Source organism: Propioniciclava sinopodophylli (assembly GCF_004324755.1).
In the GTDB taxonomy this organism is placed as follows: domain Bacteria; phylum Actinomycetota; class Actinomycetes; order Propionibacteriales; family Propionibacteriaceae; genus Propioniciclava; species Propioniciclava sinopodophylli.
Map to the genome: position 1 here is coordinate 94,698 of NZ_SDMQ01000010.1, position 13,305 is coordinate 108,002.

General features: G+C 70.6%; 16 protein-coding genes and 1 tRNA gene. 5 read left to right on the forward strand and 12 right to left on the reverse strand.

Annotated features, from left to right (window positions below; translation table 11 throughout):
* The first annotated feature begins 34 nt into the window (after nt 1-34).
* The 5 genes from dnaG (at nt 35) to ET989_RS10780 (ending at nt 4,302) form a co-directional block, all read left to right on the forward strand.
* Nucleotides 35-1,897 (forward strand): DNA primase, encoded by a 1,863-nt coding sequence (gene dnaG / locus ET989_RS10760; RefSeq protein ID WP_131168795.1) that lies wholly within the window; start codon nt 35-37, stop codon nt 1,895-1,897.
* Nucleotides 1,898-1,994: 97 nt separating this feature from the next.
* Nucleotides 1,995-2,834 (forward strand): sigma-70 family RNA polymerase sigma factor, encoded by an 840-nt coding sequence (locus ET989_RS10765; RefSeq protein WP_131168797.1) that lies wholly within the window; start codon nt 1,995-1,997, stop codon nt 2,832-2,834.
* Between the two features lie 20 nt (nt 2,835-2,854).
* A complete protein-coding gene (locus ET989_RS10770) occupies nt 2,855-3,361 on the forward strand; it encodes a hypothetical protein (RefSeq protein WP_131168799.1) in 507 nt (168 codons plus the stop codon).
* 39 nt (nt 3,362-3,400) lie between these two features.
* Nucleotides 3,401-3,476, forward strand: a tRNA-Asn gene (locus tag ET989_RS10775).
* A gap of 115 nt (nt 3,477-3,591) precedes the next feature.
* The gene (locus tag ET989_RS10780; protein WP_131168802.1) at nt 3,592-4,302 is read left to right on the forward strand and encodes a helix-turn-helix domain-containing protein; all 711 of its coding nucleotides are present in this window, start codon (nt 3,592-3,594) and stop codon (nt 4,300-4,302) included.
* A gap of 171 nt (nt 4,303-4,473) precedes the next feature.
* Here the strand turns inward: ET989_RS10780 and ET989_RS10785 are convergent, their stop codons facing one another.
* From ET989_RS10785 to ET989_RS10835, 12 genes are all read right to left on the reverse strand, one after another.
* A complete protein-coding gene (locus tag ET989_RS10785) occupies nt 4,474-4,896 on the reverse strand; it encodes a peptidoglycan-binding domain-containing protein (RefSeq protein ID WP_165490129.1) in 423 nt (140 codons plus the stop codon).
* 391 nt (nt 4,897-5,287) lie between these two features.
* Entirely contained in the window at nt 5,288-5,623 is a 336-nt protein-coding gene (locus ET989_RS15995; protein WP_421958225.1) for an HNH endonuclease, read from the reverse strand.
* Nucleotides 5,624-5,935: 312 nt separating this feature from the next.
* Complete coding sequence (locus ET989_RS10795; RefSeq protein ID WP_131168808.1) at nt 5,936-6,877, reverse strand: hypothetical protein; 942 nt, start codon at nt 6,875-6,877, stop codon at nt 5,936-5,938.
* Between the two features lie 5 nt (nt 6,878-6,882).
* A complete protein-coding gene (locus ET989_RS14965) occupies nt 6,883-7,056 on the reverse strand; it encodes a hypothetical protein (RefSeq protein WP_165490131.1) in 174 nt (57 codons plus the stop codon).
* On the reverse strand, nt 7,043-7,228 hold the full coding sequence (locus ET989_RS10800; RefSeq protein ID WP_131168810.1) for a helix-turn-helix domain-containing protein: 186 nt from the start codon (nt 7,226-7,228) through the stop codon (nt 7,043-7,045). The genes ET989_RS14965 and ET989_RS10800 overlap by 14 nt, the downstream gene beginning before the upstream one ends.
* Before the next feature lie 224 nt (nt 7,229-7,452).
* A complete protein-coding gene (locus ET989_RS10805) occupies nt 7,453-7,725 on the reverse strand; it encodes an AP2 domain-containing protein (protein WP_206662314.1) in 273 nt (90 codons plus the stop codon).
* Between the two features lie 50 nt (nt 7,726-7,775).
* Entirely contained in the window at nt 7,776-8,273 is a 498-nt protein-coding gene (locus ET989_RS10810) for a hypothetical protein (protein WP_131168814.1), read from the reverse strand.
* Entirely contained in the window at nt 8,273-8,746 is a 474-nt protein-coding gene (locus ET989_RS10815; protein ID WP_131168816.1) for a hypothetical protein, read from the reverse strand. The genes ET989_RS10810 and ET989_RS10815 overlap by 1 nt, the downstream gene beginning before the upstream one ends.
* A gap of 524 nt (nt 8,747-9,270) precedes the next feature.
* Entirely contained in the window at nt 9,271-9,660 is a 390-nt protein-coding gene (locus tag ET989_RS10820) for a hypothetical protein (protein ID WP_131168818.1), read from the reverse strand.
* A 61-nt stretch (nt 9,661-9,721) separates the two neighbouring features.
* Nucleotides 9,722-9,940, reverse strand: coding sequence for an excisionase family DNA-binding protein (locus ET989_RS10825; protein ID WP_131168820.1), 219 nt, complete (start codon nt 9,938-9,940; stop codon nt 9,722-9,724).
* Between the two features lie 372 nt (nt 9,941-10,312).
* Nucleotides 10,313-11,731 (reverse strand): tyrosine-type recombinase/integrase, encoded by a 1,419-nt coding sequence (locus tag ET989_RS10830; protein ID WP_165490132.1) that lies wholly within the window; start codon nt 11,729-11,731, stop codon nt 10,313-10,315.
* A 421-nt stretch (nt 11,732-12,152) separates the two neighbouring features.
* Nucleotides 12,153-13,220 (reverse strand): tyrosine-type recombinase/integrase, encoded by a 1,068-nt coding sequence (locus ET989_RS10835; protein WP_165490133.1) that lies wholly within the window; start codon nt 13,218-13,220, stop codon nt 12,153-12,155.
* Nucleotides 13,221-13,305: the final 85 nt, after the last annotated feature.

Genomic DNA, 13,305 nt, shown 5'->3' on the forward strand with positions numbered 1-13,305 from the left:
CAGGGCGCGGGCGTCCGCGGCTACACTGCGGCGCATGGCCGGCCTGATCCACCCCGAGGACCTCGAGACGGTCCGCGAGCGGTCCCGGATCGACGACGTCGTCAGCTCCTTCGTGCAGCTGAAGCCGGCCGGCGGGGGAGCGCTGGTGGGCCTGTGCCCCTTCCACGACGAGAAGACGCCCAGCTTCCGGGTGACGCCCAGCAAGGGCTTCTACTACTGCTTCGGGTGCGGCGAGGGCGGCGACGTCATCAAGTTCGTCCAGCAGATCAACAACATGGGCTTCACCGAGGCCGTCGAGTTCCTGGCCGACCGGGTCGGCATCCAGCTGCGCTACACCGACGGCGACGGCGGGCCCCGCCACGAGCCCGGCCTGCGCATGCGCGTGCTGGAGGCCAACCAGCTGGCCGCCGAGTTCTTCGCCGCCCAGCTCGCCAGCCCGCACGCCGTCACCGGGCGGGTGTTCCTCGACGGTCGCGGCTTCACCCGCGAGCACGCCGAGCACTTCGGCATCGGCTTCGCCCCGCGCGGCGGGCGCGACCTGCTCAACCACCTGACCGCCAAGAAGTTCACCCGTGACGACCTGGTCAAGGCCGGGCTCGTGCGCGAGTCGGGTTGGGACTTCTTCCAGGGGCGACTCGTGTGGCCCATCCGGGACGCCGGCCGCTCCACGTTGGGCTTCGGCGCCCGGCGGCTGTTCGACGACGACCGGATGCCGGCGAAGTACCTCAACACCCCCGAGACGCTGGTCTACAAGAAGTCGCACGTCCTCTACGGGCTGGACCTGGCGCGCACCCACATCGGCAAGAAGAACCAGGCTGTCGTGGTCGAGGGCTACACCGACGTCATGGCCTGCCACATCGCCGGTGTCGACACCGCCGTTGCCTCGTGTGGCACGGCCTTCGGCGCGGACCACTCGCGGATGCTTTCGCGCCTCATGACGTCGGACGCGCTGGCCGGCGAGGTCGTCTTCACCTTCGACGGGGACGCCGCGGGCCAGGCCGCCGCCCTCAAGGTGTTCTCCTCGGACGCCACTTTCACCTCGCAGACCTACGTCGCCATCGAGCCGACCGGCCTGGACCCGTGCGACCTGCGCATCCAGGGCGGGGACGCCGCCGTGCGCGAGCTCGTTGCCCGGCGCGTTCCTCTGTACCGCTACGTGATGAAGAACACGCTCGAGAAGTACGACCTCGACCGGGCCGACGGGCGCCTGGCCGCGGTGCGCGCCGCCGCGCCGCTGGTGGCGTCGGTGCGGGACCGGTCCTTGGTCTCGGAGTACCTACGCGAGCTCGCGGGCATGGTCGGCATGGACACCGACACCGTGCGGGCCGAAGTGCAGCGGGCGAACAACCGCAAGGTCGCACCCGAGCCGGAGCGTGGGCTGCGGCAGGAGGCCCCGGCCGAGCCCGCGGCGTCCGGCCAGGTGGCGATGATGGAGCTGCCCGACCCGTCCGACCGGCGCATCGCGACCGAGCGGGGCGTGCTCAAGGTGATGGTGCAGCACCCCAGCCTCTTCCCGGAGGACTGGGGCGGCATCACCGCCGACGACTTCCAACACCCCAGCTACCGGCGCGTGTTCGAGGTGCTGACCGCCACCGACCGGAACGTCGGCGGGTTCGCCCAGGCGGTCGTCGACGGCATGGACGACCCGGTCGGGCAACAGCTCGTCGTGGCCCTGTCGGTGGAGCCGCTGCTCGCCGAGCCCACCGGCGCCTACGCCCGCGAGTACGCCGCGCGGCTGCGGCTGGCCCATGTGGTGCGGGACATCAACGACCTCAAGTCGCGCCTCCAGCGCACCAACCCGGTCGAGGACCAGGCGAACTACAACCGCATGTTCGCGCAGCTGCTCGAGCTCGAGACCCGGCGTCGGGCCCTCGAACAGCACGCCGTCGGGAGCTGACGCAAGGGGTTCCGGCCAACAGGTGTTGTCCGGATGCTGCCTGTGGGTCCTGGTTTTCGGCTTCCGCGGGGCGGGGCGGTCCAGCAGGGTCGAGGCCATGGACACCTTCACCCCCAGCGAGACCGTCCCCCTGCTCACCCGCGACGAGGAGGTCGCCCTCCTGCGCCGCATGGACGCCGGCACCATCGCGGACGCCGTGCTGGCCGGACGACACCGGTCCTCCTGCGCCGCCACGCACGGCGAGCTCCTGCGGCTCGTCGAGGACGGCGAGGCCGCCCGCCGACGCTTCGTGGCGGCCAACATCGGGCTGGTGCGCTACGTCGTCCGGGCGGTGGCCGAGCGGACGGGGCAGCCGCGCCGCGAGCTTTTCCAGGAGGGGATGGTGGGGCTGCTCGAGGCGCTCCCGCGCTTTGACCCGCGCCGCGGCAAGTTCGCCACGTGCGCGCTGCCGCAGATCCGCATGCGGGTGGGGGACGCCGCCGTCACCAACCAGGGGGCCCTCGGCCTGCCCGCCCGACGGGCGCGCCAGTGGCGCCGGGCCCGCGCGGCCGTCGGGGAGCTCACGTCGGCGCTCGCCCGGGAACCCCAGCTGGACGAGATCGCCGTCGCGACGGGGGAGACCTGCTCCGTCGTCCGCACCCTGCTGGCGTTCACGCCCGTCGTGCCGCTGGACCGGGACGATCCGCGCTGGCTGGACCTGTGCGCCGCGCCCGACGCCGACGACGAGCACGACCCGGCCCTGGTGCGCGGCCTGTTGCGGCGGCTGGATGACTTCGACCTGAACGTGGTGGCGCAGCTGTACGGCCTGGACGGTCCGGCCCGCACGCACGCCGAGGTCGCCGGGATCACCGGACGCAGCGAGTCGACCATCCGCCGGGCCGAGCGTCGGGCGCTCGCGCTGATGAGGGCGGGGGAGGCAATGCGGGCCGCCGCGTGAAGGTTGGCACAATGGGGGACGTGAAGCTCTTCTCCCGCAACGCCCTGCCCGCCGACGCCGCCGGCCACCTCGACGCCACGGTCGGACGCCGACGTCAAGTCCTCGCGTGGGCGCGTACCGAGGACGGCTACCTCATCGGGTTGCGCGACCGGCTCGTGCGCATCGCTTCCGAGGAGGTGACCGAGCTCGGGTGGCACGACATCCTGCGCGGGGGCTGGGACGACGAGAACAAGACCATGCGCTGGACCGTCATGTCGACGGGCGAGAAGGTCTCCGTGCCGCTGGTCGAGCCGCGGTCGTTCCCGGAGGTGTTCAAGGAGCGCGTCGAGGCCACGTTCCTGTTCCAGACGTCGGTGTACCCCAAGCCGGGCAAGACCGTCACCATCAGCGCCCGGCGCAACCTCATGGACGAGCACTCGCCTGTGTTGTGGACGGCCCACCCGGCCATGGGCGTGCGCATGGACGAGGAGACGATCGCCTTCACCGAGGCGGAGCTGGGGCGCCTCCGCGCCGAGTATGCGTTCTGACCAACTCTTTGGTAGTGTTCCTTCTCGCGCGCAGAGCGATCCCCTGTAGCTCAATTGGCAGAGCATCTGACTGTTAATCAGAGGGTTACTGGTTCGAGTCCAGTCGGGGGAGCCAGCCAAAACCGCTACCACAAGGGGAAACGACCCTGAGGGGTTGGTAGCGGGGGAGGATTGGGGGAGGATTTCAGCCCCCTTGGTCAAGGTGAGACGCCCGGAAGGGACCGCACGCCATGACCACCAACACCTGCACGAACACCCGCTGCGACCGACCGGCCACGCACGCCGTCGAGTTCCCGCGCTCGTCTCCGATTGACCCGACGCCGTTCACCCGGTTGCAGTGCGAGACGCACGCCCGGCGCAACGTTGAGCAGCTCGGGGCGACCATGACCGACCTGCCCGGCGTCGAGGCGGACGCCCGGCCGGTCGTCGAGGGTGACGCCTTCCTCGACGCGGCCCGCGCCTATGTGGCTCGCTGGCGCACCGTGTCCCGGTTCACCGGCGCCGAACCCGTCGGCGAGGCGGGTGCCGTCCGGGTCTGGTACGTCGGCCCGTCGGCCGCTCGGGCCCGTGACGGGCAGCCGATCGAGGCCGAGTTTTGTGAGGTCGTGGGCGCCTGGGAGCTGGCCCGCGAGCTGGCGCCCGAATCCGGCGGAGTCGAGGCGGTCGAGGTCGAGCCGGACTGGGCTGAACTGCTGCGCCTCACCCGTAACCGCCTGTTGGCCGAGCTCGTGAGCACCGATGTTGCTCGGGTCGGGCTGTCGGTCGAGCAGGCCGCAGAACGCGCCCGGATCGCTCCTGAGACGCTCGCGCGGCGTCTGGCGGGGGAGACCTTCACCATGCCCGAGTTGGGGGCGCTGGCGGACGTGTGCGGCGTCCGGGCGTCGACGTGGATCACGTCCGTAGACAACACGCTCGCCGACGCACGTAAGGTGGCCTCATGAGGCGCGTCGTGGCGGTCGGGTTGGCCCTGTTCGGGCTGCTCGCAGTCGTGTCGGTCGTCCTGCTCACCCTCGCCGTGCTGGCGTGGGAACGCATGTATCCGGGCTTCATCGGTTGAAACGCGAAGAACGCCCCCGCCCCCGAAGCAACGGGAGCGGGGGCGTTTCGCCTGGTCAGGCGTATCGGAGCTTCTGCCAAGTCGCGATGCCGACGAGACCGTCGGCTCTCAGCCCTACCCGGCGCTGGTACCACACGATCACGGCGTGCGACGCGTTGCCGAGGATGCCGTCGACGGACAGCGACGCCGGCACACCGGACGCGCCGCGCGCGCGGGCGTCCCTCATGGCGCGGTTCAGGAGCTCCTGAATCTTCGCGGGGGCGCTGCCGCGGCCGTTCGCGAAGTTCCTCGAACGCCACGAGCCGGTCGACCAGAGGCGGCCGTCGATGAGCTTGTCCGCCTTGCGGCCCTCACGATCCACTGCGCGTGCCCGGGTGGGGTCGTTCCTGCCCCAGACCCCGGACGTCTCGCCACAACTCGTGCCCGTCGGCCCGTCACCGCAGTAGATCGCGCGCGGGTAGACCTCGTTCCAGTTCATGTCAAAGTTCATTGCTTCCACCATCTTTCAGTTGTTTGGGCGGCACGTTCGCGCAGCCCTGTTGACCCGTTGCCCGGCCGGGCGACGGGAGTTCGAAGGGGGTTAGGCTCGGCCTGGTGACATACGCCGACGACGGGGGCGAATAGCGCGGGTACTCATGCCCTTCGGCGGACAAGGACGCCAAGCTGGCGCGTCGACTGATCGTGAAGACGGAGACGTCCCAACGCTGGGCGGCAACGGGCCGCCCAGGAACATTCACCCGGCCCGAGTACTCCAAACGGGGGAGAAGTGTCGCAGGCGTCGCGGGGGGTCTGGGTTCTGGCGCCGGCAGATTCCGCAGCTACTCCCCGACGCTGTTGGACCCTCCCCCCAGGGGGTCCCCCACCCCCCTCTAGCGGCGTCGTGCTTGGGCTCGTTGGGCTTCGGCTTGGGTCTTGATGTTGTGGCACGGCTCGCACATTGGTTGGCCGTTGGTGATGGGATCGTTGCTGCCACCTTCGGCAATCGGGATGACGTGATCGGCGACTGTCGCGGGTTGGCCGCAGTCGACGCAGCGCACGCCGGGACGGATGATCGCTGCCCGGAACGCGTGGCGTTCGGCTCGGGTGAGTTGCACGCGGCTGGGGCTGGGGTGGGACACCCAGCCGGGGGCGGGCTTGTGGGCGTCGCAGTACGTGCCGCGGGTTGGGGTTGAGCATCGGGCGCACAGTTTGGGGGCGCGTGGCATGGCGTGTCCTGTCTGTTCTTTGGGTGATCGGGCCGGGCGCCGTGGCGGAAAGGAGGCACCACGCGCGCCCGGCCGACCCTTCCGCCCGTCGCGCGCCGGGCGGGTTGCGGGCCGAATCGGCGGCCCGCAAGTCGAGGGGGTGTGGGCCCGGCCACCTACGAAGTAGCGCCCGCTACTCGTGGCGGCCGGGCCCGGTCCGGGTCGGGTCGACGGTCACCACGCGAACGGCACCGCACACGGCGCGCGCGTGGTGGGACTCTCGGCCCGGACTGCGGACGCCCCCCACCCACCCCTTGGGGGCGTCCGCGTGTCTCACAGGTTGTCGACGTCGGCGGCGGTGAGAGTGCCGACTGCGGCACGCTTGGCGATGCTGCTGCCCCGCGGGAGCTTGGCCGGCTCCGGTTCGGGGGTGCGGCGGGCATCTTCGACGCTGCGGAGGGCGGCGCCGGCCTGTCGCATGACGTGGGCACGGAACTGCCAGGGCGGCATGCTCCGGTAGACGTGCGCGTACTGGTTCAGCGTCTCGGCCTTCTGCGGGTTGGTGTACCAGCGGCGTGCACCGTAGCCGGGCCCTCGCTGGGCGTTGGTGACGTCGTCGCCGGGCAGGACGCCCCACGGGGTGGCGTGCCGCACGAACTCGGCGACGATGTCGCGGCGGGCGGCTTCGGCTTCGAGCGCGAACCACACGTCCGACAGGTTCGCGCGGGTGGCGTCCTCGAGGGTTCGCACCCCCGCCTCGGTCAGCTTGTCGGCGGCGTCCAGGTAAGCGGCCACGCTGTCGGCGTAGACGCGTTGGAGCTCGGCGAACGTGTGGGCGGCATGTGCGCGGAGGGCGGCCAGGGCGCCGGCTGCGGCCGCGAGGTGAGCACGGCCCCAGATTCGACCGCCGGCGGCGCGTTCGGTGTCGTTCGTCGCGCGAACGCTCGCGGACACGGTGCCGGCGGCGTCGTCGTAGTCGGTGGCGTCGCCGATCATGCGAGCGGCGGCGCGTTCGTCCAGAGTTGCGGACGCCTGCCATTTGGCGGCCCATGCTTCGATGCGCGCCGCCCGGTCGAGGGCGTCGACAACGTCGGCGTACGGTTCGGGGTCGAGGCCGAACACGTCGAGCAGGACGTCGAGGAACTGGCCGGTTTGGCTGTGCAGGTCGAACCTGTCAGCGCCGGCTGCACTGTGCGACACGGGCGAGAGTTCGCGCCGGATCGCGTCGGCGCTCATCGTGGCGAACCGGGAGGGGGTGCGGGTCGTGGCAGACATTGCCGTCACCACCCGAACGCGTCGCGCACCAGGTCGCGCGCGGTCGGCTCGGCGGGATTGTCCCGCTTCGGGGCGGGGCGTCCGAGCACGTCGGCGACGATCTGCGCGGCGTCCGGGTCGGGGGTGCTGTTGGTGTCGGGGGTGCTGTTGGTGTCGGGGGTGCTGTCACTGTCGGACATGGGGGGTTCCTTCGGTCAGTTGGTGGCCGGTGCGGCCGGCGAGGTGTTCACGGACGGCGCGAGCGGAGACGAGCCACCGGCCGCCCACGTTCCGGCCGCTGAGCTTGGCGGCCATGCGGCGGACGGTGCGGGGGGTGACGCCGAGAAGCTCGGCGGCCTCGCTGGTGGTCATGTGTTCATCGTGTCGGGCCGGTTCCGCGGTGGTGTCCGCGTGCGGTCGTGGGGACACGGACGCGGACGCGGCCGGCTCGAACGTGTGGGCCAACCGTTCTAGGTCCGGGTGTGCGGGGTGGCCCTCTAGCCGGCGCGTACGCCGTGCGGTGTGCACGGCGTACGCGAGGACTTCGAGGTCCCGCCCAGACACAATGAGGGCGTCACGGACGCGGGCGGCCGGGGTCACCGGGGGCCCTCGTTGTCGAGCGCGTCGAGGATGCCGCGCCAATCGGCGCCCGTGAGGTTGTCGCAACCCGCGAACGGGTCGAACTCCGGGGCGTCCTTGGCGTTGGTCCAGGCTTGGGGCCCGTACATGTCGAGGGCGGCGGCGTCGTAGGCGCGTGCCGCGTCTTCGGGCGTGTCGAACATGCCGAGATGGACGCGGGCGATCCGGGCGCGCCACCGGGTGCCGTGCTTCTGCACGCCCTTCCATCCGACGGTGTTGTCGCTGCGCATGCGGGCGCGTTGCACTTCGGCCGATGTGGCGCCGGGGCCGGGCCGGCGGCTCATCGGGTCTTCCCGTTCCGGCCGCGGCGGCGGGCGCGGTGCGCTCGATGTGTGGGCCACTTGTCCCCGGTGCGTGCGGGTGCGGAGTCGGCGTGCCCGAGTGCCAGCCTGATCCGGGCGTCCAAGGTGAGCGGCTGGGGTTGGTGGGCGGGCCCGGTGTTGCGGACCGTGGGTCGCGGAGCGGTCCGTTCGGTGCCCTGGGCGGCCTGTGGGGCGCGACCCCCGCCCCGGACGTCGGTACGGGCCGGGGCGTCCGCGCCGATCCTGCGGACGCCTGCGGCGTCCTGCGTGGAGTTCGGTGCCGTGCGCCCGCGGTAGCGTCCGACCGTGACGGGACGGCCGGCCCTCTGCGGGCCCTGGTCAGCCGCCCGCGGGTTGCGGCCCGTGGGTCGGGTCTGGGGCTGCTCGGTTGTCTGGCGGGCGCCTGCGGCCGCTGACGTGGTATCGCGGGTCGCTCCCCCGGTACGGGTGCGGGTGCGGGCGTGGTGCTCGGTCATCATGATTCCTTCCGGTGTTCGTGGTTGCGGGGGTTCTTGGGGCGCGGTGGCGCGAGGCGCGTCCCCGTGCGGTCGTGGCGCCGCCGGCGGGCGGTGAACGCGTGCCGGTGCTCGGGCGCGACTCGCGCGTTGAGCTCGGCGCACCGGTCGGCCGGCTGGTCGCACACTTCGCACCGGAGCGCGGGCGGCACCGGTTGGGCGTCGACGTCGTCGACGGCGGCCGGTGTGTTGAGGTTGCGCCAGTGCGGGCCGTCCAGGGCGATCACTGCGGGGGTGCGCTGGTCGACACGTGCGCACGCGCCGAGGAGTGCTTGCGCGACGTCGCACAGCGGACGATCCGACACGCGCGCGAGCGCTGCGCGGATGCCAGGCCTGTCCCAGTCGGGGCGAAGTTCGGCGCCGAGCATCGACAGGCGGTCGAGCCACGGGGTGGGGGTGACGGTCGGGCCGATCGGCCGGTTGTTCGTTGTCATTGCGAAGCCTCCATTGCATGCATCGTCGAGTTGCTGGGGGTCGGGTCGGCGGACGATGCATGCATGACGGAGCTACGCGAAGAAGAACGCGGAGCGGGTCCCGTGGGGGTCGTGCTGCGTCGCCGGGTGCGGTCGGTGCCGGGCCGGGTGCTGGCGGGTGCGGCCTGTTCGTGGTCGCCTAGAGAGTTAGATTCATAGAGGGCTTCCACATCACCCGTAGCCGGGGGCACGTCTCGGAACGTTTTCTGTTCCGGTGCGGAACACTTTTCGTTCCGTTCCCCGTCTTCACCGGAACGCCTTCTGTTCCGGTGCGGGTGCCGGTAGGCCGCGGGTCGGGCGCTTGTCGGGTGCGGCCGGTTCGGTGGCCGGGTCGAGTACCAGAACAGAAAGAGGGGGCTAAGCGTGAAACGCCACACCCAGCGTGGCATTCGGGTCGAAATGCCACGCTGGGTGTCGGTTCGTGGGGCGAAATGCCACGCTGGGTGTGGCGTTTCGCCCCCGCGCTCGGGCGTGTCGCGGCGAGGTCATCGGCCCTGCTTCTCGGCACGTTCCCGGTGCTCATGGTCGAGCGGGCACAGGCGCGGCGCCGCGAACATGTCGCCCTTGCGGATCGCGTTAGGCGGGACGATCAGGCACCGATGGAAGGAGCCAGGAGCTAGCCAGCCGTTCGCGACCGCGGCGTCGATTGCTCGCGCGACGTTCCGGTAGGTCGTCAGTTCGCCCGTGGTCGGGTCGATCCCGCCCAACACCAGGGACACCTGTCCGGAGCGGAACGGGGCGTGTCCGTTGTTCAGGTGCGACCCGTAGGCGAGCGCAGCAACTCGGAGCCAGGGCGGGAGGCGGGGGTCTCCTGCGCGCTCGGCCCACACGTCGAGGAAGTGACGCGCCCAGTGCCGGGCGTGCTCGGCGCTCACCGGACGCCCCCGGTCGCCGTGGTCGCCTCGCCCGACGCCCCCGCGGGGCGCGGGCCCGGCATCAGGCAACCCGTTCGATCAGGGCGTACACGTCGGCCGTCTTCAGGCGCAACACGCGCGCCGACCCGACGCGGTAGCAGGGGAGCCGGCCGTTCTGGGTCTCGCGCTTCAGGGTGCGCACGGATGCGCCGGTCAGTTCGGCGGCCTGGGGGTAGGTGATGAGTCGCCCGTACTCGTCGATCAGGGCGGCGAGTTCGGGGTTCATCGTGGTCTTCGGCATGGGTGTTTCCTTCCGCGTGAGGGCATGCGAAAGCCCGGGCGGCCTGTTGGCCGTCCGGGCTCGGATGTGTGGTCTATGCGGTTGTGTGTTCAGTTGTTCGCCAGAGGCGGTCTCAGGGGTGCAGGGGCATGCTTCGGCCCGCTGTCGCGTGGTGTTGGTTACCCGGTCCACGGCCCGGGGCGGGCAGCACAAGGCCCGTTCTCGCGTGCCGTTGGTGGCCCGGTTCACGTCCCGGGGTTCGGGGCACGCGTGAGCCGTGCTGGCTACTGCGGCCGATCCCTGACCTTCAGCCGGGGAGAGGGCGCGCTAGACGCCCTCGGTGGCCGAATGTACCCGACCGGGGGCGCCCGGTCCAGCCCCATCGGGCAACGCTCACCCGTTGCGGGTCTCGCCCGGTCGGGTCACGGTGGCCGACAGGACGCGCGCCAGGGTGGCGGCGTCGAGGTGCGGCACGGCCTCCGCCAGTTGCTCGTCGCTCATGGTCGCGAGCGTGCCGGCCAACTGTTCGGCGGTCATCGCGTTGAGCAGGCGCGGCGAGATGATCGCCGGCGTGTGCTTCGGCGCGACTGGTGGCGTCCACCCGGTGAGTTCTGAGCATCGGACCATGAACGGCCAAACGTGATCGAGGTCGAGGTGCGCGTACGTGCCGAGCACGCGCGGCAGTTCATGGCCCAACAACATTTCTGCCGACGCCGTGTCGAGTCCGGCGCGCGTCCACTGGCGGCGTGCCCAGTGCCGCAGGTCGTACAGGCGCAACTGTGGGCGGGCGACGGCCAGCCGGGCGGCGTTCCACCCGGTCGGCTTCTCGAACCGGGTGCCGGTCGGATACTTGCGGCGCTTCGGCGCGGTCCCTGCGACCTGCCCGACGGTGCAGAAGTCACGCGCCGGGTTAGAGCTCGGGAACAGCAGACCGTCGACGCCGGGGGCGGCGTGGGCGTCCAGATGGGCGGCAAGGTCGGGGGCAAGGTGCGGGGGCAGCAGGACGGCCCGGACACTGCCGGGTGTCTTCGGCGCCCCAGCGATCAGGGCCGGGCCACCCTCGGGGCCCTTGGTGACGGCCCGGAACACGTTCAGTCGTACTCGGGGCACGCCGTCGACCGTGGTGCGCTGGTCGACGTCTTGGCGGCGCAGCGCGAACGCCTCCCCAGGCCGGATGCCAGTCCAGGCGAGCAGCAGCACGAGGAACCGGTGCCGGGCGGGCATGGCGTCGGACATGGCGACGACGTCGGACGCGTCGAGCTCGGTCACGAGCCCCGCCCGAACCGCTTTCGGCGTGTTGGGGCTGATGCTGGCCGCGTTCTCAACTTGGCACGGGTTCGACAGGATGCGCCCACGTTTGACGGCGTCCGAAAGCACCGACTTCAGGAAGCTGTACGCGTGGTGACGATGGGTCGGTACACGGTCGTGTTCCTGCCACCATTCTTCGACCTTCTCGCGGGTGATCCCGTCGAGGGGGAGGGCGGCCAGCGGCGCCAGAATGTTGTCGAGGTAGCGGCCGTACTCGGCGACGGTGCGCGGCGCGAGAGGCGTCCCCGTGCGCGTGGTGCGGCTGGCAAGCCAGCGGCGGGCGTACGCGTCGACACGTTCGCTCGCGGCCGTCTGGGCCGCTTCGAGAGCTTGCAGGGCTGCGCGTCGATCGGCGGGCGGCGTCCACTCGCCCCGGTCGATCAGTCGTTGTTCGTCGATCAGCCAGTCGTCGGCGAGCTTGAACGTGGTGAAGGTTCGGCCGGGTGTGTGGGTCTGTCCGTTGCGGGCGTACCGCGCGCGGTAGCGGTCCCGGGCTTGGAACACTTCGCCCAACGTCGAACGCTTTCTAGGTGCCATTCTCGGGGGATTCCTCTCGGCTCAGGCCCCGCATGTGGGGGAGGATTGGGGGAGGATTTCGGTCCAGTGTAGCCCCTTCCGCCCGTTCTGCGCTATGCTGTCAAAACACAACAACACAGGGTGTCACGCCTAGCCAAAGCCGTATTGGCCCAAGTCAGACCGTGAATGGGTTCGGATTTCCGGCCGAAGCGGTGCGACTGGTTCGAGTCCAGTCGGGGGAGCCAAAACACCTGGTGAAACCACCATTGGGTTGGCTCCACAACTTCCGTTTCACCCCGGATTACCAACTTTGATACCAACTTTGCATTTTCGGCGACATCGTTGACCCCTTTTTGGACACCTGTGGACACCGGTCCCGGGTGGGGTTCTGCGGTCGGTCGGAGGCAGGTCACAGCACAGCTGCAAGCGCCGACTTGTCGCCCTCCAGGTCGCGGCCCAGGTAGACGCTCATCGTCATGGTGGGGTCGGCATGACCGAGTTGGTCGGCGATCGCCGCCAGAGGGATGCCGGCCTCGTGCAGCAGGGTGGCCGCCGTGCGGCGGAAGGTGTGCGGGATCGCCCAGGTGAAGCCGGCCTCGTCCAGGACCGCGCGCATCCAGTGCGCGAGGTTGGTGGAGTCGACAGCAGTGTTGGAGCCGGGGTAGACCAGCTGCCCGTCGGGTAGCGTCACCTCCTGGGGGCGGCCCATCGAGAACACGTACGGTTCGGGGTGGTCCCACGTGGACATCTCCTCCCAGCGTCGTTGGAGGCGGTCGACCAGCCAGTCGGGCAGGTTGTTCATCCGGTCCGACCCGGTGGTCTTGGTGCCGCGGACCCGGACCTTCTTGTTGGCCAGGTCGAGGTCGTCCCATGCGATCAGGCGTGCTTCACCGATCCGGCACCCGGTGCCTGCCATGAACGCGGTCACGTCGGCGGTCAACCGCCACTTGCGGATGGTGCGCGGGTTCGTGGCCTGCTCGGCCAGGTCATCAGCCTTCGCCAGCACCAGGTGCCGCTCCTCGCGCGTGAATGCACGCTTGCGGTCCCGGCCGGTGGTGGTCGGATTCAGCGAGGCGACCGTTCCGATGGCCTTGGCGACGTTGACCTTCACCACACCACGACGCAGGCACATGCCGAGGATTCCCGACAGGACGCTGCGGCACATCTTCGCCGTGGTGGTGCCCTTGGCATCCGCCACGCGCTGGAGGAACAGGATCATCCGCTGGGGGTCGTTGACCTGCGCGATCGTGCGCCCGCGCAAGGGAGAGCCGGGGCCGTTGATGTGGCGTTCATAGGTTCCCCGGTAGATGCGCAGGGTCTGTTGTGACAGGCCGCCACGAGCCAGGCGTGATTCGGGACGTTTGATCCACTCCAGCCATGCCTCGGCAGCGTCGGTGAACGGGGAGGCCAGGCTGAGCATCGAGTCGGTCTCCGCCACCGGGACCGCACTGTTGAGTTCGGCCAGTGCTTCCTCCACCGCAGCGATCGCCTGCCGCTGGGTCCGAGCCCAACGGGTGACGTCGATCCTCGATCCGTCTTGGGCCCGGTACTGGCAACGGGCA

Excerpts from the sequence above, each read along its gene's own strand:
- dnaG (WP_131168795.1), top strand. The coding sequence starts at position 35 with ATGGCCGGCCTGATCCACCCCGAGGACCTCGAGACGGTCCGCGAGCGG.
- ET989_RS10765 (WP_131168797.1), top strand. The coding sequence starts at position 1,995 with ATGGACACCTTCACCCCCAGCGAGACCGTCCCCCTGCTCACCCGCGAC.
- ET989_RS10780 (WP_131168802.1), top strand. The coding sequence starts at position 3,592 with ATGACCACCAACACCTGCACGAACACCCGCTGCGACCGACCGGCCACG.
- ET989_RS10785 (WP_165490129.1), bottom strand. The coding sequence starts at position 4,896 with ATGAACTGGAACGAGGTCTACCCGCGCGCGATCTACTGCGGTGACGGG.
- ET989_RS15995 (WP_421958225.1), bottom strand. The coding sequence starts at position 5,623 with ATGCCACGCGCCCCCAAACTGTGCGCCCGATGCTCAACCCCAACCCGC.
- ET989_RS10795 (WP_131168808.1), bottom strand. The coding sequence starts at position 6,877 with ATGTCTGCCACGACCCGCACCCCCTCCCGGTTCGCCACGATGAGCGCC.
- ET989_RS14965 (WP_165490131.1), bottom strand. The coding sequence starts at position 7,056 with ATGTCCGACAGTGACAGCACCCCCGACACCAACAGCACCCCCGACACC.
- ET989_RS10800 (WP_131168810.1), bottom strand. The coding sequence starts at position 7,228 with ATGACCACCAGCGAGGCCGCCGAGCTTCTCGGCGTCACCCCCCGCACC.
- ET989_RS10805 (WP_206662314.1), bottom strand. The coding sequence starts at position 7,725 with ATGCGCAGCGACAACACCGTCGGATGGAAGGGCGTGCAGAAGCACGGC.
- ET989_RS10810 (WP_131168814.1), bottom strand. The coding sequence starts at position 8,273 with ATGACCGAGCACCACGCCCGCACCCGCACCCGTACCGGGGGAGCGACC.
- ET989_RS10815 (WP_131168816.1), bottom strand. The coding sequence starts at position 8,746 with ATGACAACGAACAACCGGCCGATCGGCCCGACCGTCACCCCCACCCCG.
- ET989_RS10825 (WP_131168820.1), bottom strand. The coding sequence starts at position 9,940 with ATGCCGAAGACCACGATGAACCCCGAACTCGCCGCCCTGATCGACGAG.